At 70.9% G+C, this 21,154-nt stretch carries 20 protein-coding genes and 1 pseudogene; 12 read left to right on the plus strand and 9 right to left on the minus strand.

Annotation, left to right across the window (positions count from 1 at the left end):
* The 3 genes from C469_RS06035 to C469_RS06040 form a co-directional block, all read right to left on the minus strand.
* Positions 1-708, minus strand: a 708-nt coding sequence (locus C469_RS06035; RefSeq protein WP_008004769.1) for an FAD-dependent oxidoreductase, incomplete at its 3' end; no start/stop codon positions are given.
* Positions 705-863 carry a hypothetical protein gene (locus C469_RS17010; protein ID WP_160163059.1) on the minus strand — a complete coding sequence of 53 codons (159 nt, stop codon included), beginning with the start codon at positions 861-863 and terminating at the stop codon, positions 705-707. The genes C469_RS17010 and C469_RS06035, both read right to left, overlap by 4 nt.
* Positions 864-996: 133 nt before the next feature.
* On the minus strand, positions 997-1,911 hold the full coding sequence (locus tag C469_RS06040) for a serine/threonine-protein kinase RIO2 (RefSeq protein WP_008004771.1): 915 nt from the start codon (positions 1,909-1,911) through the stop codon (positions 997-999).
* Positions 1,912-2,129: 218 nt separating this feature from the next.
* Between C469_RS06040 and C469_RS06045 the strand changes: the two genes are divergently transcribed.
* The 4 genes from C469_RS06045 to C469_RS06060 all read left to right on the plus strand — a co-directional run bounded on the left by C469_RS06045 (position 2,130) and on the right by C469_RS06060 (position 5,530).
* Positions 2,130-3,035 (plus strand): lipoate--protein ligase family protein, encoded by a 906-nt coding sequence (locus C469_RS06045; protein ID WP_008004773.1) that lies wholly within the window; start codon positions 2,130-2,132, stop codon positions 3,033-3,035.
* 84 nt (positions 3,036-3,119) lie between these two features.
* Positions 3,120-3,995 (plus strand): deoxyribonuclease IV, encoded by an 876-nt coding sequence (locus C469_RS06050; protein WP_008004776.1) that lies wholly within the window; start codon positions 3,120-3,122, stop codon positions 3,993-3,995.
* A 217-nt stretch (positions 3,996-4,212) separates the two neighbouring features.
* Positions 4,213-4,683 carry a hypothetical protein gene (locus C469_RS06055; RefSeq protein ID WP_008004777.1) on the plus strand — a complete coding sequence of 157 codons (471 nt, stop codon included), beginning with the start codon at positions 4,213-4,215 and terminating at the stop codon, positions 4,681-4,683.
* Between the two features lie 40 nt (positions 4,684-4,723).
* Positions 4,724-5,530 (plus strand): class I SAM-dependent methyltransferase, encoded by an 807-nt coding sequence (locus C469_RS06060; RefSeq protein ID WP_008004778.1) that lies wholly within the window; start codon positions 4,724-4,726, stop codon positions 5,528-5,530.
* A gap of 51 nt (positions 5,531-5,581) precedes the next feature.
* Here the strand turns inward: C469_RS06060 and C469_RS06065 are convergent, their stop codons facing one another.
* From C469_RS06065 to C469_RS06075, 3 genes and pseudogenes are all read right to left on the minus strand, one after another.
* On the minus strand, positions 5,582-6,502 hold the full coding sequence (locus C469_RS06065) for a segregation/condensation protein A (RefSeq protein WP_394296114.1): 921 nt from the start codon (positions 6,500-6,502) through the stop codon (positions 5,582-5,584).
* Between the two features lie 40 nt (positions 6,503-6,542).
* Positions 6,543-10,121 (minus strand): annotated as a pseudogene (gene smc / locus C469_RS06070) (chromosome segregation protein SMC); the annotation flags it as partial.
* Positions 10,122-10,148: 27 nt separating this feature from the next.
* Positions 10,149-10,583: a DUF7518 family protein gene (locus C469_RS06075; RefSeq protein WP_008004781.1), complete on the minus strand. Its 435-nt coding sequence runs from the start codon at positions 10,581-10,583 to the stop codon at positions 10,149-10,151.
* Between the two features lie 172 nt (positions 10,584-10,755).
* On the opposite strand from C469_RS06075, the gene C469_RS06080 reads away from it, so the two are divergent.
* The 4 genes from C469_RS06080 to C469_RS06095 all read left to right on the plus strand — a co-directional run bounded on the left by C469_RS06080 (position 10,756) and on the right by C469_RS06095 (position 14,249).
* A complete protein-coding gene (locus tag C469_RS06080; protein WP_008004782.1) occupies positions 10,756-11,355 on the plus strand; it encodes a double zinc ribbon domain-containing protein in 600 nt (199 codons plus the stop codon).
* Positions 11,356-11,572: 217 nt separating this feature from the next.
* On the plus strand, positions 11,573-11,752 hold the full coding sequence (locus tag C469_RS06085; RefSeq protein WP_004595187.1) for a ribbon-helix-helix domain-containing protein: 180 nt from the start codon (positions 11,573-11,575) through the stop codon (positions 11,750-11,752).
* A gap of 4 nt (positions 11,753-11,756) precedes the next feature.
* Positions 11,757-12,971: a cell division protein FtsZ gene (ftsZ, locus tag C469_RS06090; protein WP_008004784.1), complete on the plus strand. Its 1,215-nt coding sequence runs from the start codon at positions 11,757-11,759 to the stop codon at positions 12,969-12,971.
* 261 nt (positions 12,972-13,232) lie between these two features.
* The gene (locus tag C469_RS06095) at positions 13,233-14,249 is read left to right on the plus strand and encodes a zinc-dependent alcohol dehydrogenase (protein ID WP_008004786.1); all 1,017 of its coding nucleotides are present in this window, start codon (positions 13,233-13,235) and stop codon (positions 14,247-14,249) included.
* A gap of 13 nt (positions 14,250-14,262) precedes the next feature.
* Here the strand turns inward: C469_RS06095 and C469_RS06100 are convergent, their stop codons facing one another.
* The 3 genes from C469_RS06100 to C469_RS06110 form a co-directional block, all read right to left on the minus strand.
* Complete coding sequence (locus C469_RS06100) at positions 14,263-15,033, minus strand: CDP-alcohol phosphatidyltransferase family protein (RefSeq protein ID WP_008004788.1); 771 nt, start codon at positions 15,031-15,033, stop codon at positions 14,263-14,265.
* A 74-nt stretch (positions 15,034-15,107) separates the two neighbouring features.
* Entirely contained in the window at positions 15,108-15,494 is a 387-nt protein-coding gene (locus C469_RS06105) for a DUF7475 family protein (protein WP_008004789.1), read from the minus strand.
* 71 nt (positions 15,495-15,565) lie between these two features.
* Positions 15,566-17,530: an aldo/keto reductase gene (locus tag C469_RS06110; RefSeq protein WP_008004791.1), complete on the minus strand. Its 1,965-nt coding sequence runs from the start codon at positions 17,528-17,530 to the stop codon at positions 15,566-15,568.
* Positions 17,531-17,653: 123 nt separating this feature from the next.
* Between C469_RS06110 and C469_RS06115 the strand changes: the two genes are divergently transcribed.
* The 4 genes from C469_RS06115 to C469_RS06130 all read left to right on the plus strand — a co-directional run bounded on the left by C469_RS06115 (position 17,654) and on the right by C469_RS06130 (position 21,150).
* Positions 17,654-18,523 (plus strand): hypothetical protein, encoded by an 870-nt coding sequence (locus C469_RS06115; RefSeq protein WP_049911096.1) that lies wholly within the window; start codon positions 17,654-17,656, stop codon positions 18,521-18,523.
* A 100-nt stretch (positions 18,524-18,623) separates the two neighbouring features.
* Positions 18,624-19,001 carry a 6-pyruvoyl trahydropterin synthase family protein gene (locus C469_RS06120; protein WP_008004799.1) on the plus strand — a complete coding sequence of 126 codons (378 nt, stop codon included), beginning with the start codon at positions 18,624-18,626 and terminating at the stop codon, positions 18,999-19,001.
* Positions 18,998-20,080, plus strand: a complete 1,083-nt coding sequence (locus C469_RS06125; RefSeq protein WP_008004801.1) for a glycosyltransferase family 4 protein — start codon at positions 18,998-19,000, stop codon at positions 20,078-20,080. Before C469_RS06120 ends, C469_RS06125 begins: the two co-directional genes overlap by 4 nt.
* Positions 20,077-21,150 carry a hypothetical protein gene (locus C469_RS06130; protein ID WP_008004803.1) on the plus strand — a complete coding sequence of 358 codons (1,074 nt, stop codon included), beginning with the start codon at positions 20,077-20,079 and terminating at the stop codon, positions 21,148-21,150. Before C469_RS06125 ends, C469_RS06130 begins: the two co-directional genes overlap by 4 nt.
* The last annotated feature ends 4 nt before the right edge of the window (positions 21,151-21,154 follow it).

Below are 21,154 nucleotides of genomic sequence, written 5' to 3' on the forward strand. Positions count from 1 at the left end.
GCTCAGAGATGTGTATAAGAGACAGACCCAGTCGTGGTAGAACCCGCGGTCGTCTTCCTCCAAGATCGTCACGCCGACCTCGGCGCCGTGGCCCGCGCACACCGCAGCCTGATGCGGTTTCTCCGCGAGCCGCCCGGCCGCGTACAACCCGTCGACGCCGGTCCGTCCGCGCTCGTCGGTGTCGACGTACGACTTCCCGCGGTCGAGGATCCCGACCCCGTCGATATCCGCGAGATACCCGACCTCGTTCTTCGTCGCGGCGACGACGTACCGGGCCCGAAGCGGGTCGCTGTTGTCACCGGGCGCGTCGGCGTCGTCGCGGTCGCCCCGGTCGTCCCGGTCGCCGTCGACCGCGACGACGAACCGGGCGGCGTCGGACGGGTCGGAGCCGTCCGCGTCATCGGAATCGACCGCCGAGACCCGCGTCACGCGGCCGTCGAACCGGTCTGCGCCCGCGGTCTCGGCCTGCTCGGCGAGGAGGTCGAGCAGTCGCCGGGCGTCCACGCCGAGCGGGAACCCGGGGAAGTTCTCCAGGTGCGCGTTCCGCCGGAGGATCGATTCGCCCGGGTCGACGACGAGCGTGTCGAGCCCCTGCCGGGCCGTGAACACGGCCGCCGAGAGGCCGGCGACGCCCCCGCCGACGACGACCACGTCGCGGGGATCGCCCGAGTCGCGGTCGCGGTCCGCGGGCGCCTCGTCACCGCTCATCGGTCGTCCCTCCGTTCGATCCGTCCGGGCCGCGAGTCGTCGCTGTCGATCGCCATACGCGTCGGCGCGCGCGAGTCGTCGTAGTCGCTTCGGTCCGGAGCGGTCCGGATTCCGGCCGCTCCCGCGACGCCGCGGGCGGGGCGAAGCGCGGTCATCGCCTCACTCGAACCGGGCGCTCCGCCGCGATGAACGGCTCGTCGCGGTCGGCCGCCGCGAACGCGAGGTCGCCGCCGTCGCCGCGCGACCACTCGCCCGTAACGCAACCGATTCGATATAGCCGACTACGGTTTACGCCTCGCCAAACGCTCGGATCGTTTTAAAAGAGCCGTCGACGATCGCGTCCGCGATCCCGCCGATGTCACCCTCGCGCGGCACCTCGTGGGGGTACTTCCGGCCGAAGTACCGCAGGAGGTTCTCCACGTCGCGTTCGAGGAACTCGCGGGCGTTCTCGTGGTCGACGGGGACCGCCTGCGGCCAGTCGAAGATCGTGACGCCGCTCTCCGCGACCGCGACGTTGTGTTCGGACATGTCCGCGTGGATCCACCCGAGGTCGTAGGCGGTCGCCAGCTCGCGGAGGACGAGGTCGAGAACGCCCACGGCCTGCTCGGGATCGAGTTTCGCGCGCGCGAGCTCGACGCCGTCGAACTTGTCCATCACGATGGCGTGGCGGTTGTGGTCGACCGGCCGCGGCACCGACACGTCGGGGTACAGCGCCTCCATCGCCTCGTACTCGCGCTCGGCCGCCTTCCGCGCGGTGTACAGCCACGAGACGTGGTCGCGGTCGGCGGTGTACTCGCGCCCGCGGTTCACCTCGCGGAAGTTGGTGTACCCCTCGCGGTGGTACTTCAACGCGAGCGGCTTGAACGACTGCGCCTCGTACACGTCTCCCTCCTTCCCGAACCCCAGGGGCGAGCCCACCCCGTCGATGGTCTCGCGCTCGGCGAAGGTGCGGAGCGCCAGGGCGTCGTACCCCTCGAAGGTGAGCTGGTACCCCTCGTACTGGATCGTCTTCCGTTCGATCAGCTCGCGGTCGAGGCACCGGTCGATCCGGTAGTCGACCTCCTCGCGCGTCAGGTCGGCGTAGTCGGGGATCTTGTCCCGGCGGACCCACTCGGAGAAGCGCATCCCCTGCTCGACGCCCGAGAGGAGATAGAAGTCCTCGGGGTCGAGCTCGGCCATGTCGCCGGCGACGTTTCGAACCATACGCGCCCCTACTCCGGCGATTCCTAAAAGGGACGCGCGTTCGGTAGGCGGCGGGATAAAGCGGATACCGCGATAGTAAATCGGTAGAAGGGCGGGACGGACGGTCGCGCGACGCCGAGCGCAACCGCTTTCGGACGGGACGCCCACGTGGGACGCATGCACGCGGACGGAGCGCACGGTGGAGCCGGTGGCCGATCGCGGGGCGCGGGTGGTGGACGGTGACCGCGCCGTCGGGCGACTGGCGGCTGATCCGGGAGGAGTCGCGGCCGGGACCGATGCAGATGGCCCTCGACGAGGTCGCGGCGGAGACGGCGGCCGCCGGCGGCCCGGCCACCGTCCGGACGTATCGGTGGGACCCGAGCTGTCTCACGCTCGGCTACCGACAGGACCCGGAGACGGTCGACTGGGCGTTCTGCGAGCGCGAGGGGATCGACGTGACTCGGCGCCAGACCGGCGGCGGCGGGATCTACCACGACGCGCGCGGCGACATCGCGTACTCGATCGCGGTCCCGGCCGCCGACGTGCCGGGGGAGCTGCTCGACTGCTACCACCTGCTCTGTGAGCCCGTCCTCGACGCGTTCGATCGGCTCGGGATCGACGCGGGCTACGTCGAGGAGTCGGTGCCGGAGATCTACCATCCGGCCTGTTACCTGCGGGAGCTGCATCCGGCACACGACGTGGTCGCCGGGAGTTCCGATGACAGCGACGAACGCCGGCGGAAGATCGCCGGCAACGCCCAGTACCGGAAGCGAGACGCCGTGATCCAGCACGGTTCGCTCACCTTCTCGGTCGAGGCGGAGCGCCACCTCGGGACGTTCGCGGACCCGCCGGTAACGCCCGCCGAGTTCCGCGACCGGGTCGTCGGGATGGACGAGCTGGCCGACGTCGATCGGGGGGACGCGGTCGCGGCGGTGGAGGCCGCGCTCGTTGCGTGGGTGGCGGGGGAAGACGACGGCCGCGAGGGCGTCGACAACGACAGCGAGGGCGTCGCCCTCGACCGCGACGGTTCGTGGACCGACGCGGAGCTGCGGCGCGCCGAGGAGCTCGTCGAGACGAAGTACCGGGACGAGGAGTGGGTCCGGACGCGTCCCGGGAACAAGAGGGCCGGAGCCGGAAGCGGGTAACGTCGCGGAACGGGGGTGAGTCCGCGCGAGACGGTGGCCGGCCGGTTCCGAAGGGGCTTTTTCCGACGCTCGCCTGGGAACGGTATGAGTCTCAAGGTCGGCGCGCACGTCTCCATCTCCAGTTCGAGAGCGTCCAGCGATCCGGAAACGCCGCCGTACGGAAACATCGCGAACGCGGTGTTCAGACAGACGCAGTTCGGCGGCAACTGCGGACAGATATTCACCCACTCGCCGCAGGTGTGGCAGGATCCGGACATCGGCGACGAGGAGGCAGAGCAGTTCCGGGAGGAGAGCGAGCGCGAGCTGGAGGGTCCGTGGGTGATCCACACCTCCTACCTCGTCAACCTCTGTACGCCCAAGGAGGGGCTCCGCGAGAAGTCGCTCGACTCGATGCAGAAGGAGGTCGACGCGGCCGACAAGCTCGGGATTCCGTACGTCAACGTCCACCTCGGCGCGCACACGGGGGCGGGCGTCGAGGGCGGGCTCGACAACGCCGCGTCGGTGATCGACGACCTCGACGTGCCCGAGGGCGTCACGATCCTGATCGAGAGCGACGCGGGCGCGGGCACGAAGCTCGGCGGCGAGTTCGAGCACCTCGCGGGAGTCATCGACCGGACCGAGACCGACATCGACGTCTGCGTCGACACCGCCCACGCGTTCGCGGCGGGCTACGACCTGTCGACGCCCGAGGCGGTCGACGAGACGGTCGCGGAGTTCGACGATGTGGTCGGGTTAGAACACCTCAGGTACGTCCACCTCAACGACTCGAAACACGCCTGCGGAACCAACAAAGACGAGCACGCCCACATCGGCGAGGGGCTCATCGGCGAGGACGGGATGAGGCGGTTCCTCAACCACCCGGATCTGGCGGACGTACCGCTGGCACTAGAGACCCCGACCGAGGACGGCAAGAGCTTCGCGTGGAACATCGATAGGGTCCGCGAGCTCCGGGCCGAGTGAGCCTCGGGGGACAGGGTCTCGGTCGAACTGGGTCTCGGTCGAACTAAGTCTCGGTCGAACTAAGTCTCGGCCGAACTGGGTCTCGGTCGAACTGGGTCTCGGTCGAACTGGGTGTCGACCGAAGCGAGCCCTCACGGGGGCGGAGCGGCGGGAATCAGTTGGATCTATTAAAAGCGTCCGACGCGGCTTTATATACCCGGAGCCGCGATCCACGGGCATGACCACCGCGAAGGCGCTGCTCCTCGGGGGACGGCGTCGGTTGGCCCTCACGATGGTCGGCGGGTTCGCCGGCGTCGTGGCGCTGGCGCTGGCGGTCGCGATCGTCGCCGACCTCGCCGACATCCGGACCGCGGCGGCGCTGACGGACCGGCTCGTCCCGCTGCTGGTGTTTTACGCGCCGGCGCCGATCGCGGCCGCCGGCGGGTACGCGCGCTGCGGCGGGCCGGCGTGTCTGACGGTGGGCGTCGTGCCCGCGCTCGTGTTCGCCACGCTCGTGGTCGTGGGCACCGTGTTCGGCGTCCCCGGCGTGGGCGGGGGCGACGCGCCGCTCGGCGGGGTGACGATGTCGTTCGCGCTCGTCGGCCTGAGCGGGGCGTTCGTCGGTTACTGCGCCGGCGTCACCGCGGCGCTCCTCGCGGACCTCGCGGGGATCGGCGGGGGCAGTGACGGCGACGGCGTCGACGACTGAGTTCCGTACGTTTATTTTACCCTGCGTCGAACCCGGGGGCGTGCGACGCTTCTCCGCGGAGTACCTCGAACACACCCGCCGCGGGATGTGGACCGACGACCGGGGTGCCCTCGCGGACCTCGACCTGCCGAGCCGCCGCCGCGTCCTCGACGCCGGCTGCGGCACCGGCGAGCTGACCCGCGTCCTCGACGCTGAGACGGGTCCCGACGCGACCGTGGTCGGCGTCGACGCGGACCCGGAGCTCCTGCGGGTCGCCCGCGAGGAGACCGGGCTCCCGTACGTCGTCGGCGACGCGACGCGACTCCCGATCCCGGACGACGCCGTCGACCTCGCGGTCTGTCAGGCCCTCCTCATCAACCTCCCCGACCCGGCCGCCGCGGTCCGGGAGCTCGCTCGGGTCTCCTCGGGGCTGGTCGCCGCGATCGAGCCCGATAACGCCGACGTGACGGTGACCTCCACCGTCGGCGTCGAGGAGCGGTTGGAGCGGGAAGCGCGAGAGGCGTACCTTCGGGGGGTCGACACCGACGTGGCGCTCGGCGACCGGGTCCGCGAGGCGTTCGCGGCGGCGGGGCTCACCGACGTTCGGACGCGTCGGTACGTCCACGAGAAGCGGGTCGCGCCGCCGTACGCGGAGCCGGCGCTGACGGCCGCGGCGCGGAAGGCCTCGGGCGCGGGACTGGACGACCACCGCGAGGAGCTGATCGCGGCGACCTCCGAGACCGCGTACGACGACCTCCGGCGGCGCTGGCGCGAGATGGGCCGAGCGGTGGTCAACGCGATCGGGGAGGGCGAGTACGAGCGCGCCGAACGCGTCCCGTTCGACGTGACCGTGGGGCGGGTCGACTGAACGCGAGGAGAGAACGGTTCTGATGACACCGGTCGCCGTCCGGCGGCCGACTCAGTCCGCGATCGCTTCCGACTCCGCGGTCATCGCCGACGGGTCCTTCACCCACAGGTCGCCGAACAGGTCGTCCTGCTGGAGCCGGACCGAGCCGCGGTGGGCCATGAACAGCAGCGCGAGGTACGTCATGAAGGGGCGACCGCCCGCCGTCTCGATCTCCGCGAACAGCACCTCGGTGCGCCCGCGGTCGAAGTGGGTCCGGAGGACGTTGTCGATCTCCACGATCACCTCCTCGATGTCCTCGTCGTGAGTGCGGTCGGTCGCCTCGCCCGCGGTCGGCTCGCCGTCGCGTCGGAACTCGTCGCCCGTGTGGTAGTCGAGCGTCTGGGTGCCGCGGGCGTGGCCGTGCGGCGACTCCGAGGTGTCGTACTCGCGTGAGTCCTTCCACCACGAGCCGCGCTCGGCCTCGCGGAGCTCCCGGACCAGCTCGTCGAGCGTCTCCGGGGAGCCCCGGGTGTTCTTCCGTTCGAGCCGGCGGTCCATCTCCGCCTCCAGCTCGTCGATCGGGTCGAAGTCGCCGTCGGCGGGGTCGGGCGCGCCGCCCTCCATCGCGACCTCCCACGGCTCGGGCTCCGGCTCCTCGTCCTCCCCGTCGTCGTCGGCCAGCATCCCGTCGCTCTTCATCCGGAGCAGGACGCTGGCGTAGAAGAGCGCGCGGCCGGTCGTCCGGAGGTCCGTCTCGTCGAGCTTCTCCAAGAACGCGTCGGTCACCTGCACGATGTCGATGTCCCACGGCTCGATCTCGCCCTCCTCGGCGAGCTGAACGAGGAGCTCGACGGGCTCGACCTCGTCGTCCTCGCGATCGGCGGCGGCGCCCTCGTCGCCGTCTCCGTCGCCCGCGCTGTCTCCGTCGCCCTCGCCGGCGTCCGTCGCGCCACCGACTCCGGGAGCGTCGCCGCCGTCGCGCTCGCTCGTCAGGTCGAGGTCCGGGACGCCGCCAGTCGACTCCGGCGGTTCAGTCATCCGCGGTCACCTCCTCGTCGCCGTCGTCGCCGAACTGCATCCCGGTGACCGCCGAGAGGTTGTCGCCCTGCATCGTGACGCCGATGGCGCGGTCGGAGCGCTCCAGCAGCGCCGAGCGGTGACCGACGACGACGAACTGGGCGTCCTCGGCCAGCTCCTCGATCATCTCGCCGACGCGCTCGGCGTTGACCGCGTCGAGGAACGCGTCGATCTCGTCGAGCGCGTAGAACGGCGCGGGGTTGTGCCGCTGGATCGCGAAGATGAAGGAGAGCGCGGTCAGCGACTTCTCGCCGCCGCTCATCGCGTCGAGCCGCTGGACCGGCTTGTCGGCGGGCTGGGCCTTCATCGTCAGCCCCTCCTCGAACGGGTCCTCGGGGTTCTCCAAGAGGAGCTCGCCGCTGCCGGCGGAGAGGCGCGCGAAGATGTCCTCGAACTGGTCGTTGATCGACTCGAACGTCTCCATGAACGTCCGCTTCTTCTCGGCCTCGTACCCCTCGATGCGCTCCTCGATCGCGTCGCGCTCCTCGACGAGCACGTCGCGGCGCTCCTGGAGCGTGTCCAGCGCCTCCTCGACCTCGTCGTACTCGTCGATCGCGAGCATGTTGACGGGTTCGAGCGCCTGCATCTCCGCCTCCAGCTCCTCGATCCGCGACTCCACCTCGTCGAGGTCCGGGATCTCGTCGGCGTCGTACTCGCCGACCTGCGACTCCAGCTCGTCGATCTCCCACGCGAGCCGGTCGCGGCGGTCGGTGAGGTCCTCCAGGTCCGACTCCGCCTCCGCGACGAGCGAGCGCTGCTCGTCGCGCTCACGGGTCGCCTCGGCGATCTCCTCGCGGAGGTCCTCGCGGTCGGCCTTCAGCTCCGTCAGCTCCTCCTCGAGCTCCGCGATCGCCTCGCGTTTCGCCTCCAGCGTCTCCTCTCTCTCGTCGATTTCGGCCTCGTGTTCCGCGATCGCCTCCTCGGCCTCGGCCTTCCGGTTCTGCGCCGTCTCGACGGTGTCGTGGAGGTCGTCGACCGCGTCCTCGGCGTACCCCTTCTCCAGTTCGAGCTCGTTGCGCCGCCCGTCGAGCGAACTCATCCGGTCTTCCAGGTCAGAGATCTCGCCGCGGATCTCGTCGGCGCGCTCGGAGAGCTCCGGGATCTTCGAGTCGGCCAGCTCCGTCTCGATCTCGTCGATTTCGGCGTCGAGGTCGTCGATCTCGGCGTTCAGCTCGTCGATCTCGGCGTCGAGCTCCCTCATCTCCGCGTCGACCGACTCGCGTTCCGCCTCCAGCTCGTCGAGCTCGGTCTCTAACTCGTCGATACGGCTCTCGGCGTCCGCCAGCTCGCCTTCGGCGCGCTCGACGTCGGCTTCCAGCGACCGGACGCGATCGGCCGCGTCGGCCTTCCGGTCGCGCGCGTCGTCGATGTCGTCTTCGAGCGCGTCGACCTCGTCCTGGAGCGCCTGCCGTTCGTCCTCCAGCTCCGAGATCTCGGTCGCGAGCCGTTCGAGCTTGCCGCCGCCGGACTTCGTGAACGCGTAGCGGGAGCCGCCGCCCGACCCGCCGGTCATCGCGCCGGACTTCTCGACGAGGTCCCCGTCGAGGGTGACCATCCGGTAGTCGCCCATCAGGTCGCGAGCGGTCGCCATGTCCTCGACGACCAGCGTCGACCCGAGCACGTACGAGAAGATCGACTCGTACTCGCCGTCGTAGTCGACGAGGTTGCGCGCGAAGTCGACGACGCCCGGCACCGAGGGTTTCCGCGGGAGGCTCCGGTCGTCCATCTTGGTGATGGGGAGGAACGTCGCCCGGCCCGCGTTGCGCCGCTTGAGGTAGTCGATGCACGTCGAGCCCACGCCGTCGTCGTCGACGACGACGTTCGCGAGCCGACCGCCGGCCGCCGTCTCGCAGGCCTCCGCGTACTCGGCCTCGACCGACCCGAGCTCGCCGACCGCGCCGTGGACCCCGTCGATCCCGCCGTTCTTCACCTCGGTCACCGCGCGCGGCCACGAGGCGTCGCCGCGCTGGTCGGCCGCGGCCTCCAGCTTCGCGTACTCGTTCTGCTTCTCGCGGAGGTCCTCCTCGACCGTCTCCAGTTTCTCGCTCGTCTCAGCCTTCTCCGCGAACAGGTCCGCGACCGCGTCCTCGATCGTCTCCTCGTTCTTCTCGGCCTTGTCGAGCTCGCTGTGTAGCTCGGAGATCCGCGCTTTGTGCTCGGGAAGCGACTCGCGGGCCTCCTCCAGGTCGGTCCGCGCCTCGCTCACCGCGTTCGAACGCCGGCGGGCCTCGTCGAGCAGGCGGTCCTTCTCGCGCTGGAGCTCGTTCTTCTCCTCGCGCAGCGACTCGATCGCCTCCTTCTTCTCCGAGAGCTCCGCCTTCAGCTCGTCGAACTCGGTGTCGGCGCCCTCGATCTCGGCCTCCACGTCGGCGAGTTCGGAGCGCTTCGTGGCGATCTCCGACTTGACCGAGGCCTTCTCGACTTTCACCTCGCGGATCTCGGAGTCGAGCTCCTCGATCGTCTCCTCCTTGCGGTCGATCTGGACGAACGCGTCGCGCCGCTCGGTCTCGGCCTCCGCGGCGCGCTCCTCGGCGGCCTCGATCCTGTCCTCCAGCCGCGAGATTTCGCCTTTCACCTCCTCGATCTCCGACCGGATCTCAATCTGCTCGTCCTCGCCTTTCGTCTCGATCTCGTGGTTGAGGTCGGCCAGGTCCTCCTCTAACCGCGTGAGCTTCCCCTGTCTGGCGTCGAGTTCGGCGCGAAGCTCCTCGAGTTCGGCCTCGGCGTCGTCGATGTCGTCCTCGACGCCCGCGAGCGTCTCCCGTTTCTCCTCCAGCTCGGAGGCCTTGAGGAAGCCGCGGTACTCCTCGAGCTCGTCGCGGAACTGCTGGTACTGGAGGGCGGTCTCGCGCTCGTCGGCCAGCTGATCGAGCCGGTCTTGCTTCTCGCCGATCCGGAGGTCGGCCTCCTCGATCCGGTCTTCGACAGTCTCCAGCTCCTCGTAGGCGGCCTCCTTCTTCTCGTCGAACTCGGCGACGCCCGCGATCTCGTCGATGATCCCCCGGCGCTGGTAGGGAGTCATGTTGATGATCTCGGTCACGTCGCCCTGCATCACGACGTTGTACCCCTCCGGCGTGACGCCGGCGGCCGCGAGCAGGTCCTGCACGTCCGAGAGGTTCACCGACCGGCCGTTGAGGTAGTAGTACGAGTAGTAGTTGTCCTCGGTCTCCTTGACGCGCCGCTTGATCGTGATCTCCGAGACGTCGCCGACGTTCTCCGTGCCGGCTGCGGAGACGACCTGCGAGCGGTCGAGCGTGCCGTCCTCGTTGGAGAGCACCACCGTCACCGACGCCTCGCTCGGGCCGTCGGACGACTCGCCGCCGTCGTGGCCGGGGTTGTAGATCAGGTCCGTGAGCTTCTTCGCTCTGATCCCGCGGGTGCGGGCCAGTCCGAGCGCGAAGAGGACCCCGTCGATGATGTTGGACTTCCCGGAGCCGTTCGGTCCGGTGACGACCGTGAAATCGTCGTAAAAGGGGATCCTCGTCGTCCGTCCGAAGCTCTTGAACCCGTCTAAAACCACTTCTGTGATGTGCATGTGTCGCGGGAGGGTGGGCGGCGGCGGTTACGCGACGATGATGTCGCTGTCGGACTCCTCGTCGCTCTCCCCCTCCGCGTCTGCCTCCGCCGCGGCGGCCTCGGCGTCGGGCGTCGTCGCCTCCTGCTCGGGGACGATCACGTCGCCCTCGGACGCGTCGTCGTCGGCTGCCTCGGTCTCCCCGGCCGCGGGACCGTCGTCGGTCCGCTCGACGACCTCGACGTGGTCGTCGGAGTGGGTCCGGCGCTCGCCGCCGGTCGCCTCGGGCTCCTCGGCCGCCTCGTCTCGCGTCGGCTCGGCCGGCTCGGCCGGCTCGGCGGCGTCGGCCGCGACGGATACCTCCTGGGCGTCCTCCACCTGTCGGACGCGCTCTTTCATCTCGACGAGCTCCTCGGTGAGCCCGTTGACCGCCGCCTGTAGCTCCGCGACCTGTCGTTCGAGATCCTCGACGCGGTTACTCATTATACACACGTATGCCCACGCGGGCCGTATAAATCTGCGTCAGACATGTGTGTCCGTACCACATGGTTTCCGAGCGGCGCCGAAGCGACTCGTTTCAGTGGAGTGAAACGTGTCTGTCGATCGTCGGACACGAGGAGAAGATACTTGTAGTGAGGGTTGATACCGGTTCGGTATGAGCAAGATCACCTTCCGGGCCGACGACGACCTCGTCGAGCGGCTGGAAGCGTGTGACGCCTCCAAAAGCGAGGTGATGCGTGAGGCCCTCCGGACCCACCTCGACGGCGCCGTCGACGACGACCCGGACGCGTCGGACGCGACGGTCGACGCCGCGCTGGCCGACCGGATCGACGACCTCATCGCCGATCGGCTCGACGCCGCGTTGGACGAGCGGCTCGGCGACCGAGCCGCGGCGCCTCCGGCGACGCCCCCCGCGGCGTATACGCCCGGAAACGCCGGTGAGATAAACGTAAACGTCACGCTCGACGCTCCGGGCGCCGACGAGGACGACACGAGCGTAACGCGTGAGACGGCGACGGACGCCGACACGGAGACGCGTAAGACGCCCGCGGATCAGGAGGTGCAAACGCGCGAAAATGCCTGTGGCGGATGCGGCGAAAACGTCCCGTCTGACCACGTATACTGCCCGAACTGCGGCGAGAAACAGTCCCACCGGGCGTTCTGCGAGTGCGGCGACGAGCTCCGGACCGACTGGGCGTTCTGCCCCGGCTGCGGGCGCCGAACCCCCGCGGCCGACGTTCTCAAGGACCGCTGATACCCCCATACACCCGCGTATACGCCGAATAACGGGCGTTTTCACGATCTGTCTTACACCCTCCGGTAGTTTTATAATGGTAGCCTCGGTGACTTCAACTGCGTAAGACGGTCGTCTTACAGTGGCCGTCCGAGTCGGGGTGACCCCTCGTCGTCGGGCGGTTTCGCGCTGTAAGACACACGCGTCGCGTGTTCGCCGTCTTACCGGGGGAATACCAATGGAGCGTGTGACACTACGAATCCCGAAACAGCAGATAGACGAGGTCGAACAGATGGTCGAGACGGGCGAGTTCCCGAACCGGAGCGAGGCGATCCGGTCGGCCGTCCGCGACATGTTGAACGAACAGGACGGCGAGCGCGACGAGCGCGGCCGCAACCGCAACTGGGCGAAGGTGTAAACTGATGCAAGATCTCGTTCAGGACGCTCTCGACAACGCGGAAGCGGAGAAGCGCGACATGGACGTCGACATGGACGACGACGAGTTCGGGGACCCCCGGATCGTCATCGTCGGTGCCGGCGGCGCCGGCAACAACACCGTCAACCGGCTGTACAACATCGGCGTCGACGGCGCCGACACCGTCGCGATCAACACGGACAAACAGCACCTCAAGATGATCGAGGCCGACACCAAGATCCTCGTGGGCAAGTCGCTCACGCAGGGGCTCGGCGCCGGCGGCGACCCCAAGATGGGCGAGCGCGCCACCGAGATGGCTCAGGGCACGATCAAAGAGGTGCTCGGCGACGCAGACCTCGTCTTCGTCACCGCCGGGATGGGCGGCGGCACCGGGACCGGCGCGGCGCCGGTCGTCTCGAAGATCGCCAAGGACCAGGGCGCCATCGTGGTCGGAATGGTCTCGACCCCGTTCAACGTCGAGCGCGCCCGCACGGTGAAAGCCGAGGAGGGGTTAGAGGACCTCCGCAACGAGGCCGACTCGATCATCGTCCTCGACAACAACCGCCTGCTCGACTACGTCCCGAACCTGCCGATCGGGAAGGCGTTCTCCGTGATGGACCAGATCATCGCGGAGACGGTGAAGGGGATCTCGGAGACGATCACCCAGCCGAGCCTCATCAACCTCGACTACGCGGACATGTCGACGATCATGAACCAGGGCGGGGTCGCGGTCATGCTCGTCGGCGAGACCCAGGACAAGAACAAGACCCAAGAGGTGGTCAACGACGCGATGAACCACCCGCTCTTGGACGTCGACTACCGCGGCGCCTCGGGCGGACTCGTCCACATCACGGGCGGCCCGGACCTCACGCTGAAGGAGGCCGAGGGGATCGCGAACAACATCACCGAGCGGCTGGAGGCGAGCGCCAACGTGATCTGGGGCGCCCGCATCCAGGACGAGTACAAGGGGAAGGTCCGCGTCATGGCGATCATGACGGGCGTCCAGAGCGCGCAGGTGCTCGGCCCCTCGACGCAGAAGCAGGCCGACAAGTCCCGCGCCGCGGTCGACGGCAAGGACCTCGGCGACTCGCGCTCGCGGGCGGCGGAGACGAACGGCACCGCCGGCGCGGCGGTCTCGGGCGGCACCGACCAGGGCGCGTGGGAGTCCGACGGCGGCAGCGAGCCGACCGAGAAGAACAACGGGCTCGACGTCATCCGCTAGGCGCCCCGCAGCGACCGACCGCCGACGCGGCGTTCCGGTTCCGATTCCGTTTTCGATTCCGTTTTCGATTCCGATTCCGATTCCGGTTCGATCGTTCCTACCGCTCTTCCCGTCCCTCCGCCGGGTTCGACCCGCCCTCCGAACGGCGCGAGGACTTAACATCGCACGGGCCGTGGAACGCTACGTGTCACGTCACCAGCCGAGCCGAGGCCCGCGGCGTCGCTCGGGCGTCGCCCGCGACCGGACCGGGTCCGTGATCCGATGACCGACGCCGCCCTCTACTTCACCGGACCCGAGACCGTCGAAGTGCGGGAGGCGGCGGTCGGCCCGCCGGCCGCCGACGAGCTGCTCGTCGACACCCGCGCGTCGGCGATAAGCGGCGGGACGGAGCTGCTCGTGTACCGCGACCAGACCCCGAGCGACCTCCCGGCCGACGAGACGCTCGACGCGCTCGACGGCGACCTCTCGTACCCGCTCCGGTACGGCTACGCCGCGAGCGGCGTCGTCCGCGAGGTCGGCGGCGAGGTCGACCCGGAGTGGGTCGGTCGGTCGGTGTTCTCGTTCGTCCCGCACCAGACGAGCTTCCGCGCGACGCCCGACTCGGTGGTCGCGCTCCCGCCGGAGACGACCTCGGCCGCCGGGTCGCTGCTCCCGTCGGTCGAGACCGCGACGAACCTCGTCCTCGACGCCGCCCCCCGACTCGGAGAGCGGGTCGTGGTGTTCGGCGCCGGAGTGATCGGGCTCTGCGTCACCCGGCTGCTGGCCGCGTTCCCGCTGGAGTCGCTCGTCGTGGTCGACCCGATCGAGCGCCGGCGGGCGCTGGCGGCCGAGCTCGGCGCCGACCGAACGACGACGCCGACCGAGATCGGAGGCGCCGATACCGCCGGTTCGGACCCCGCCGTCGACGACGCCGATCTCGCGGTCGAGCTGTCCGGGCAGCCGAGCGCGCTCGACGACGCGATCGGGGTCGTCGGCTACGACGCCCGGATCCTCGTCGGGTCGTGGTACGGGACCAAGCGCGATCCGATCGATCTCGGCGGGCGGTTCCACCGGGACCGCATCGACATCGTCTCCAGTCAGGTGTCGACGATCAGCCCCGAGCTGCGCGGCCGCTGGGACCGCGACCGACGCATGGACGCGGCGCTCGACCGGCTCGACTGGATCCCCGCGGACGAGTTGATCACTCACCGGATCCCGTTCGAGCGCGCGCCGGAGGCGTACGAGCTGCTCGACTCGGCCCCCGACGCGGCGGTGCAGGTGATCTTGGAGTACTCGTAGGTGTCGACCGCGCTCACCGACGACCGGGGAGTCGCCCGCTGACGGCGAGGTAGTCCCGCGCGAACACCGCCAGCGACGGGGCGAGGACGACGGGCGCGAGGGACCACACGAGGTCCGTCGGCACCGCCGGAACGAGCGCGACCGTCACGAAGACCATCTGGACGCCGGCGAGGTACTTGCCGAGGTCGCTGTCGGGGAGGTCGCCGACGGGGAGCCCGCGGAGTTCCCGCAGCCACACGGCCCCGCGGAAGACGTAGCGCGCGGCGGAGATCGAGAGGTACCAGACCGGCAGCAACCCCCACGCCACCGCCACCAGCGGCGCGGCGACGAAGCCGAACGTGTCGAACGCCATGTCGAGCCGGCGGCCGATCTCCGTCTCCCGACCGACCGTCCGGGCGACGGTCCCATCGAGGTTGTCGAGGGCGACGCCGACGCCGTAACACAGCGCTGGCACCCACGCGAGCGTCGTCTCCGGCGGGACGACGACGAACCCAGCGACGACGGCGTACAGCGCTCCTCGGACGAACGTGACCGCGTTCGCCAGCCCGAGCAGTCGGCGCCAGAACCCGCCGGTCAGCCGCCCCGGATCGAGCCCGTAGCCGACGTACCAGAGCTGTCCGGCCCAGCAGAGCCCGGCGACGACGGCGGGAGAGAGCCCCCATCGGCCCATCGCGTCCGCGGGGAACAGCCGCAACAGGAGGGCGGCGAGCGCGAGCGCGGCGACGAGCGGGAGCCCGACACCGAGCCCGACCCGAACGGACCGTCGCCGGCGGGCCTCGGCCATCTACTCGTCACCCCTCGCCTCGGCGATCGCGGCGGCGCGCTCGCGCCGCGGTCGGCGGTCGCGGGTCGACACGGCTATCGGCGCAGGAGGACGACCAGAACGGCGATCAGCGCGACCTGCGCGACCTTGTCGACGGCGCCGAGCGTCCCGACGTCGGCCGGGAACGACTTCGCTCCGCCCGCGAAGTTGACGACGTACCAGAGGACGATCTGGACGAGGGTGAAGGCGATCCCGACGGCGTACACCGCTCGCCGGCGGTAGTCGATCACGAGGAGGCCGACGCCGCCGACGAAGCCGAGTCCCGCGAGGATGAAACTTATTCCCATGGGGGACGGGAACATCCTGACGCCGAGGAGGAGGTGGACGGCGGCGGAGACCAGGGCCGCGACGATACCCACCCAGTGGAGGCCGTTCAACGAGCCGAGATCGACCGTCGGCTGTCGCGCTTCGGTTGTTGCCATATCCCATACACGGACTTCTGTCACATAGGAATACCGCCCCGACCGGCGGGGTCCGGTCAGTGACGGTCGCCCTATCGCTCGAAGTCCGGATCCCGGAGGGCGTCGATGCGCGCGAGCTCGGCGGCGGTCAGCCGCTCGCCCCCGGCGGCCAGGTTCGAGACGACGTGCGACTCGCTCGTGCTGGACGGGATCGGGACGATCCCCCGAGAGGCGTTCCACGCGATCACGACTTCGGCGGGCGAGATCCCCCGTTCCGTCCCGATCGCGTTCAGGACGGGCTCGTCGAGGAGGCCGGGCGCCGACAGCGGCGAGTGGGCGACGACGCGGATCCCGCGCTCGTGACAGCGCTCGACGAGGTCGGTCCGGGGCCGGTAGGGATGGCGTTCGACCTGGACGATCGCCGGGTCGACCGACCCCGTCGCCAGCACCGTCTCCAGCTGCGCCCGCGAGACGTTACAGACCCCCAGCGTCCGGGCCCATCCCCGCTCGCTGACCGCCTCCAGGTTCCGCCACGCCGTCGCGAGCGACACGTCGGCGGTCGCGAGTTCGCCGTCCTCGCGCTCGGGAAAGGTGAGCGCCTCCTGCCGCTCGACCGGCTTCTCGGCGAGCCGGGTCAGCTCCCCTCGGTGTTCGAGCGCGGAGGGCCAGTGGAGCGCGTAGCAGTCGAACGCGTCGATCCCCAGCTCCTCGCGGCTGCTCTCGCAGGCCGCGAGCAGGTGCTCGTGACGGTGGTTTGTGCGCCACGCCTTGCCGAGGAGGAACACGCGCTCGCGGTCCGGCGCGCCCGGCGCGGCGAGCAGCTCCCCGATCCGGTGCTCGTTGCCGTAGAGCTCGGCCGAGTCGAGGAGGCGGTAGCCGGCGTCGAGCGCGGTCGCGATCGAGTCGGCGCGCTCGACGTACTCTCCGTCGCGGTAGCGCGAGCAGCCGAAGCCGACCGCGGGGAGGCGGACCGCGGACGCGCGCCGATCGCTCGTTCCCGGCCTGACGACCGGCGCCGGCGGGGGGTCGGCTGTCGCCCCGCAGTCGTCCACGGCGACCGACCCCTCGCCCTCGGCGGCCGTCTCGATCGCGTTGCAGACGGCGACGACGTGCGCGCCCCGGCGCCCCCCGGCCCGCGAGGGAGAGCCCGCCTCGACCGTCGCGGCGAGGCGCTCGACGGCGTCGACGTACGCGTACGGCTCCTCGGGAGAGGTCGGCGGCGCGGTCACGTACTCCCGTCCGACGCGACCGAACCGGACGCCGTCGCGGGCGGTCCCCATCGCGCCGGTCCCCTTGAGGTACAGCGAGCCGTCGTCGCCGTGGAGCTCCAGCCCGTAGAACTCCCGGCTCCGGTGGGGCGCGTAGAAGCTCGCGGTCAGCCTGACCGTCGGCCCCGCGGTAAACGCCAGCGTCGCCTCGACGTGGCTCGGCGTCGACGGCCGCCGCGCCTCCCGCTCGGGCCAGACGTCGAGGGCGTCGGCGACGCGGACGCGCTCGACCGGACCGAACCACGAGACCAGCAGCGCGAGCGGGTACACCGCCCCGTCGTACAGGGGGCCGATCTCGAGGAAGGAGTCGGGCCGGTCGTGCCAGTCGGTCACGCGCCCGACGTGGGCGTGGGCGTACCCCAGCCCCACCGGGCCGAGCCGGCCGTCGGCGAGGAGACGGCCCGCGCGGCGCTGCGAGGGCGCCCGCGGCGTGCCGGGCGCGCAGCCGAGCGCGAGGTCGCGCTCACGGGCGAGCGCCACCAGCTCCGTCGCCTCGTCGGCGTCGAGCGCGAGCGGCTTCTGCGAGTAGACGTGGCGGTCGGCCTCCAGCGCGGTCCGCGTCACCGGCGCGTGGGCGGCGTGGCTCGTTAGGTTCACCACGAGCGGCGCGTCGACCGCCGAGAGCGCCGTCTCGAGGTCGGTGAAGGACGGGCAGTCGTGGGCCGGGGCGAGGGTCGCGGCGCGGTCGCCGTCGAGGTCGACGACGCCGGCGAGCGACAGCGAACTCCCCGGCAGGCCGGCGGCGTACTCCGGCGCGATCGCTCCGGCCCCGACGAACAGACAGTTCACGGTCGTACCGAGGCGGCGAGACGTATAGGTGTCCCGGCGGGACCGGTGTTACGCCGCGACGGTCCGTTCCGCCGGAGCGGTTTAGTCGCCGCGCGCCAACTGACGGTCGTGACGGAACCGGGAATGAGCCGCCTCGGGACCGCCTACCTGCGCGGGCTGCAGGCGGTCGGTCGGCGGCTCGACTACGGGACGAACGCCTTCGAGCGCGAGTGGGACGTGCTCGTCGTCCTCGACGCCTGCCGTGCCGACCTGCTGCGCGCGGTCGCGCCCGAGTTCGACTTCCTCGGCGAGGTCGAGACGGTCCGGTCGGTCGGAAGCTCCTCCTCCGAGTGGCTGGTGAACACCTTCCTCAACCACCCCGAGACGCCGCGGACGGTCATGGTCACCGGGAACACGTGGACCGACCGGTACCTCGACGCCGACGCGTTCGCCGCGCTCGACGAGGTGTGGAAGTACGCGTGGGACGACGCGATCGGCACCGTGCCGGCGGCGGCGGTCACCGAGCGCGCGGTCGGCCTCGCTCGCGGGCGCGATCCGGACCGACTGGTCGTCCACTACATGCAGCCGCACCACCCGTTCGTCCCGGACCCCCTCGACGGCGACGACGGGATGGCCCGGACCGGGAGCCACAGCAACGAGGGGAACCCGTGGGTGCTGCTCCGGCGCGGGGAGGTCTCCGTCGAGCGCGTCTGGCGGGCCTACGAGGCGAACCTCCGACACGTGCTCGGCGAGGTGGCGACGCTCGTCGACAACGTCGACGGCCGCGTCGCGGTCACCGCCGATCACGGCAACCTCTTCGGCGAGTGGGGGTTGTACGGCCACCCCATGCACACCCCCGTTCCCGCCCTCCTCGCCGTCCCGTGGGCGGAGGCGACGGGCGTCGACCGCGAGACCCTCGACCCCGACCTCGAGCCGCCCGAGTCGCTGCCGGTGAGTCGGGTACACGGGGAGACGAGCGAACGCGAGCGGCTCGAGGCGCTCGGCTACCTGTGAGCGCCCCGCCGACGGGACGCCGGGTCGGGCGGCGGCGACTCCCCGCCCCGCCTACCGCCACCCTCCGGATTTAGGTGCGTCGCGCCCCTGGGATCGGTCCATGTACGCGACGACGGTCCTGACGGACTTCGTGGCACAACACTACCTCACGGTCCCCGACCCCGGGCCCGAAGGCGTGCCGCACTCCCACCACTTCGAGGTGGAGCTGACCTTCCGCGGCCCGGAGCTGAACCAGTACGACTACCTCGTCGACATCGACGACGCCGAGGCGGCGCTCGCCGACCTCGCCGACCGCTACCGCGACGAGCTGCTCAACGACCTCCCCGAGTTCGAGGGTCGCAATCCGAGCGTCGAGCGTTTCGCCCGCGTGATATTCGAGCGCGTCACCGACGCGGTGACCGACGACACCGTGGCCGAGCTGGCCGTGACGGTCTGGGAGGACGACGCGGCCGCCGCGACCTACGACGCGCCGGTATGAGGGTCGGGCTCGCGCTGTACGGGAGCCTGGACGAGCAGTCCGGAGGGTTCCGCTACGACCGGAAGCTGGTCGAGGGGCTCCGCCGGGCCGGCGACGCCGTGGAGGTCGTCGAGCTCCCGTGGCGGGCGTACCCGCGCGGGCTGCTCGACAGCGCGCTCCCGGGATTTCGGGACCGCCTCCGCGTCGACGTCGACGTGATGCTCCAGGACGAGCTGGCGCACCCGTCCCTCGTCGGGCACAACCGCGACCTGCCGTACCCGGTCGTGGGGATCGTTCACCACCTCCGCGCGAGCGAGCCCCGGCGGCTCGCCCCGCTGTACCGAGCCGTCGAGCGCCGGTACCTCGAGACGCTCGACGGCGTCGTCTGCAACAGCGCGGCGACCCGTGACGCCGTCACCGCTCTCGGCGTCGATCCCGACGCGACCGCCGTCGCGCCGCCCGCGGGCGACCGGTTCGACCCCGCGATCGACGACGACGCGATCGCGGCGCGGGCCGGCGAGCGTCCCCTCCGGGTCGCCTTCGTGGGGAACCTCGCCCCCCGAAAGGGGCTCGACACGCTCGTCGAGGGACTGGCCCGGGCCGACGCCCGCGTCGAGCTCACGGTGGTCGGTCGAACGGTCGACGAGGGGCACGTCGCCGACGTCCGGCGACTGGTTCGAGAGCGCGGGCTCGGCGACCGCGTGCGCTTTTCCGGCCGGCTGTCGGACAACGAGCTGGCCGACGTCCTCCGCGAGGGCCACGTCCTCGCGGTCCCCTCCCGCTACGAGGGGTTCGGGATCGTCTACCTGGAGGGGATGAGCTTCGGCCTGCCGGCGATCGCCTCCCGGGCGGGCGGCGCGGTCGAGACGGTCGCGGACGGGGAGACGGGCGTCCTCGTCGACCCGGACGACCCCGACGCCGTCGCCCGCGCGCTCGACGGGTTCGCGGCCGACCCCGACCGGCTCGCCGAGATGGGTCGCGCGGCCAGACGACGGTACGAGCGCCACCCGAGCTGGGCGGAGTCGACGGTCCGGGTCAGGCGACTGCTCACCGATGTCGTCGACGCCGACGCCGCCTCCGAGCCGGAGGTGGCGACGTGACGGGCGACGGCGGCGGCCCTCCGGAGGCCGGCGGCGACGCCCTCGCCGCCGACACCGCCGCGTTCCGGCGCTACCTCCGAGCGAAGCGGTCCGTCGACGATCGGGCGCTCGACCGGCGACTCCTCGGAACCCTCCGCGAGCGGCTCGCCGACGGCGCCGCGGCGGGCGAGGGCCCACTCCGCGTGTTGGAGGGCGGGGCGGGCATCGGTACGATGGTCGCCCGCCTGATCGACTGGGAGGTGCTCCCGCCGGGCGAGACGCGGTACGTCGCCGTCGACCGCGACGCCGGGGCGCTCGCCGGGATCGGTCCGTTCCTCCGCGAGTGGGCGGCGGAACGGGGCGCGTCGGTCTCCGTCGACGAGGCCGACAATGGCGACGACGGCGACGCGCTCGTCGTCGAGACCGACGCGCGGGCGGTCACGGTCGAGCCGGTCGCCGCGGACGCGGTCGCGTTCGCCGAGGCGCACGCGAACGAGTTCGACGCCCTGATCGGGATGGCGCTGCTCGACGTGCTCGACCTCGACGGGCTCGGACCCCTGCTCGGCGCGCTCGCGCCCGGCGGGACGTACTACTTCCCGATCACGTTCGACGGGGGGACGCGGTTCCGCCCGGTTCACCCGGCCGACCGTGCGGTCGAGCGCCGCTACCACGCGCACATGGACGCTAAACCCGGCGGGAGCAGCCGCGCCGGCGGCGACGCCCTCGAGCGACTCCGGGCGATCGAGGGCGCGTCGCTCCTCGGCGTCGCCGGCTCGGACTGGGTGGTCCGGCCGGCCGAGGGCCCGGAGCAGCGGGTTCCCTCCGGATCTCCGTACCCCGGCGACGAGGCGTTCTTCCTCCGGCACATCCTCGACACCGTGGAGGCGGCGGTCGGCGAGGTGATCGACGGGAGCGTGGGGGGATCGTCGGCGGGGTCGCCGTCGGCGGGGTCACCGTCGGAGGACGACGAAGGCCCGGCCGTCGAACTCGACGACTGGCTCGCCCGCCGACGGCGACAGGTCGACGCCGGCGAGCTCGTCTACCTCACCCACCAGCTCGATCTGCTCGGGCGGGTCGATCCGGAGACGTAATTCG

It is taken from the genome of Halorubrum lipolyticum DSM 21995 (assembly GCF_000337375.1).
GTDB classification, from domain to species: Archaea; Halobacteriota; Halobacteria; order Halobacteriales; family Haloferacaceae; genus Halorubrum; species Halorubrum lipolyticum.

Coding starts and splice junctions, on each gene's coding strand:
- ftsZ (WP_008004784.1), top strand. CDS start 11,757: ATGCAAGATCTCGTTCAGGACGCTCTCGACAACGCGGAAGCGGAGAAG.
- C469_RS06100 (WP_008004788.1), bottom strand. CDS start 15,033: ATGGCCGAGGCCCGCCGGCGACGGTCCGTTCGGGTCGGGCTCGGTGTC.
- C469_RS06095 (WP_008004786.1), top strand. CDS start 13,233: ATGACCGACGCCGCCCTCTACTTCACCGGACCCGAGACCGTCGAAGTG.
- C469_RS06040 (WP_008004771.1), bottom strand. CDS start 1,911: ATGGTTCGAAACGTCGCCGGCGACATGGCCGAGCTCGACCCCGAGGAC.
- C469_RS06120 (WP_008004799.1), top strand. CDS start 18,624: ATGTACGCGACGACGGTCCTGACGGACTTCGTGGCACAACACTACCTC.
- C469_RS06050 (WP_008004776.1), top strand. CDS start 3,120: ATGAGTCTCAAGGTCGGCGCGCACGTCTCCATCTCCAGTTCGAGAGCG.
- C469_RS17010 (WP_160163059.1), bottom strand. CDS start 863: ATGACCGCGCTTCGCCCCGCCCGCGGCGTCGCGGGAGCGGCCGGAATC.
- C469_RS06075 (WP_008004781.1), bottom strand. CDS start 10,583: ATGAGTAACCGCGTCGAGGATCTCGAACGACAGGTCGCGGAGCTACAG.
- C469_RS06125 (WP_008004801.1), top strand. CDS start 18,998: ATGAGGGTCGGGCTCGCGCTGTACGGGAGCCTGGACGAGCAGTCCGGA.
- C469_RS06055 (WP_008004777.1), top strand. CDS start 4,213: ATGACCACCGCGAAGGCGCTGCTCCTCGGGGGACGGCGTCGGTTGGCC.
- C469_RS06105 (WP_008004789.1), bottom strand. CDS start 15,494: ATGGCAACAACCGAAGCGCGACAGCCGACGGTCGATCTCGGCTCGTTG.
- C469_RS06115 (WP_049911096.1), top strand. CDS start 17,654: ATGAGCCGCCTCGGGACCGCCTACCTGCGCGGGCTGCAGGCGGTCGGT.
- C469_RS06085 (WP_004595187.1), top strand. CDS start 11,573: ATGGAGCGTGTGACACTACGAATCCCGAAACAGCAGATAGACGAGGTC.
- C469_RS06080 (WP_008004782.1), top strand. CDS start 10,756: ATGAGCAAGATCACCTTCCGGGCCGACGACGACCTCGTCGAGCGGCTG.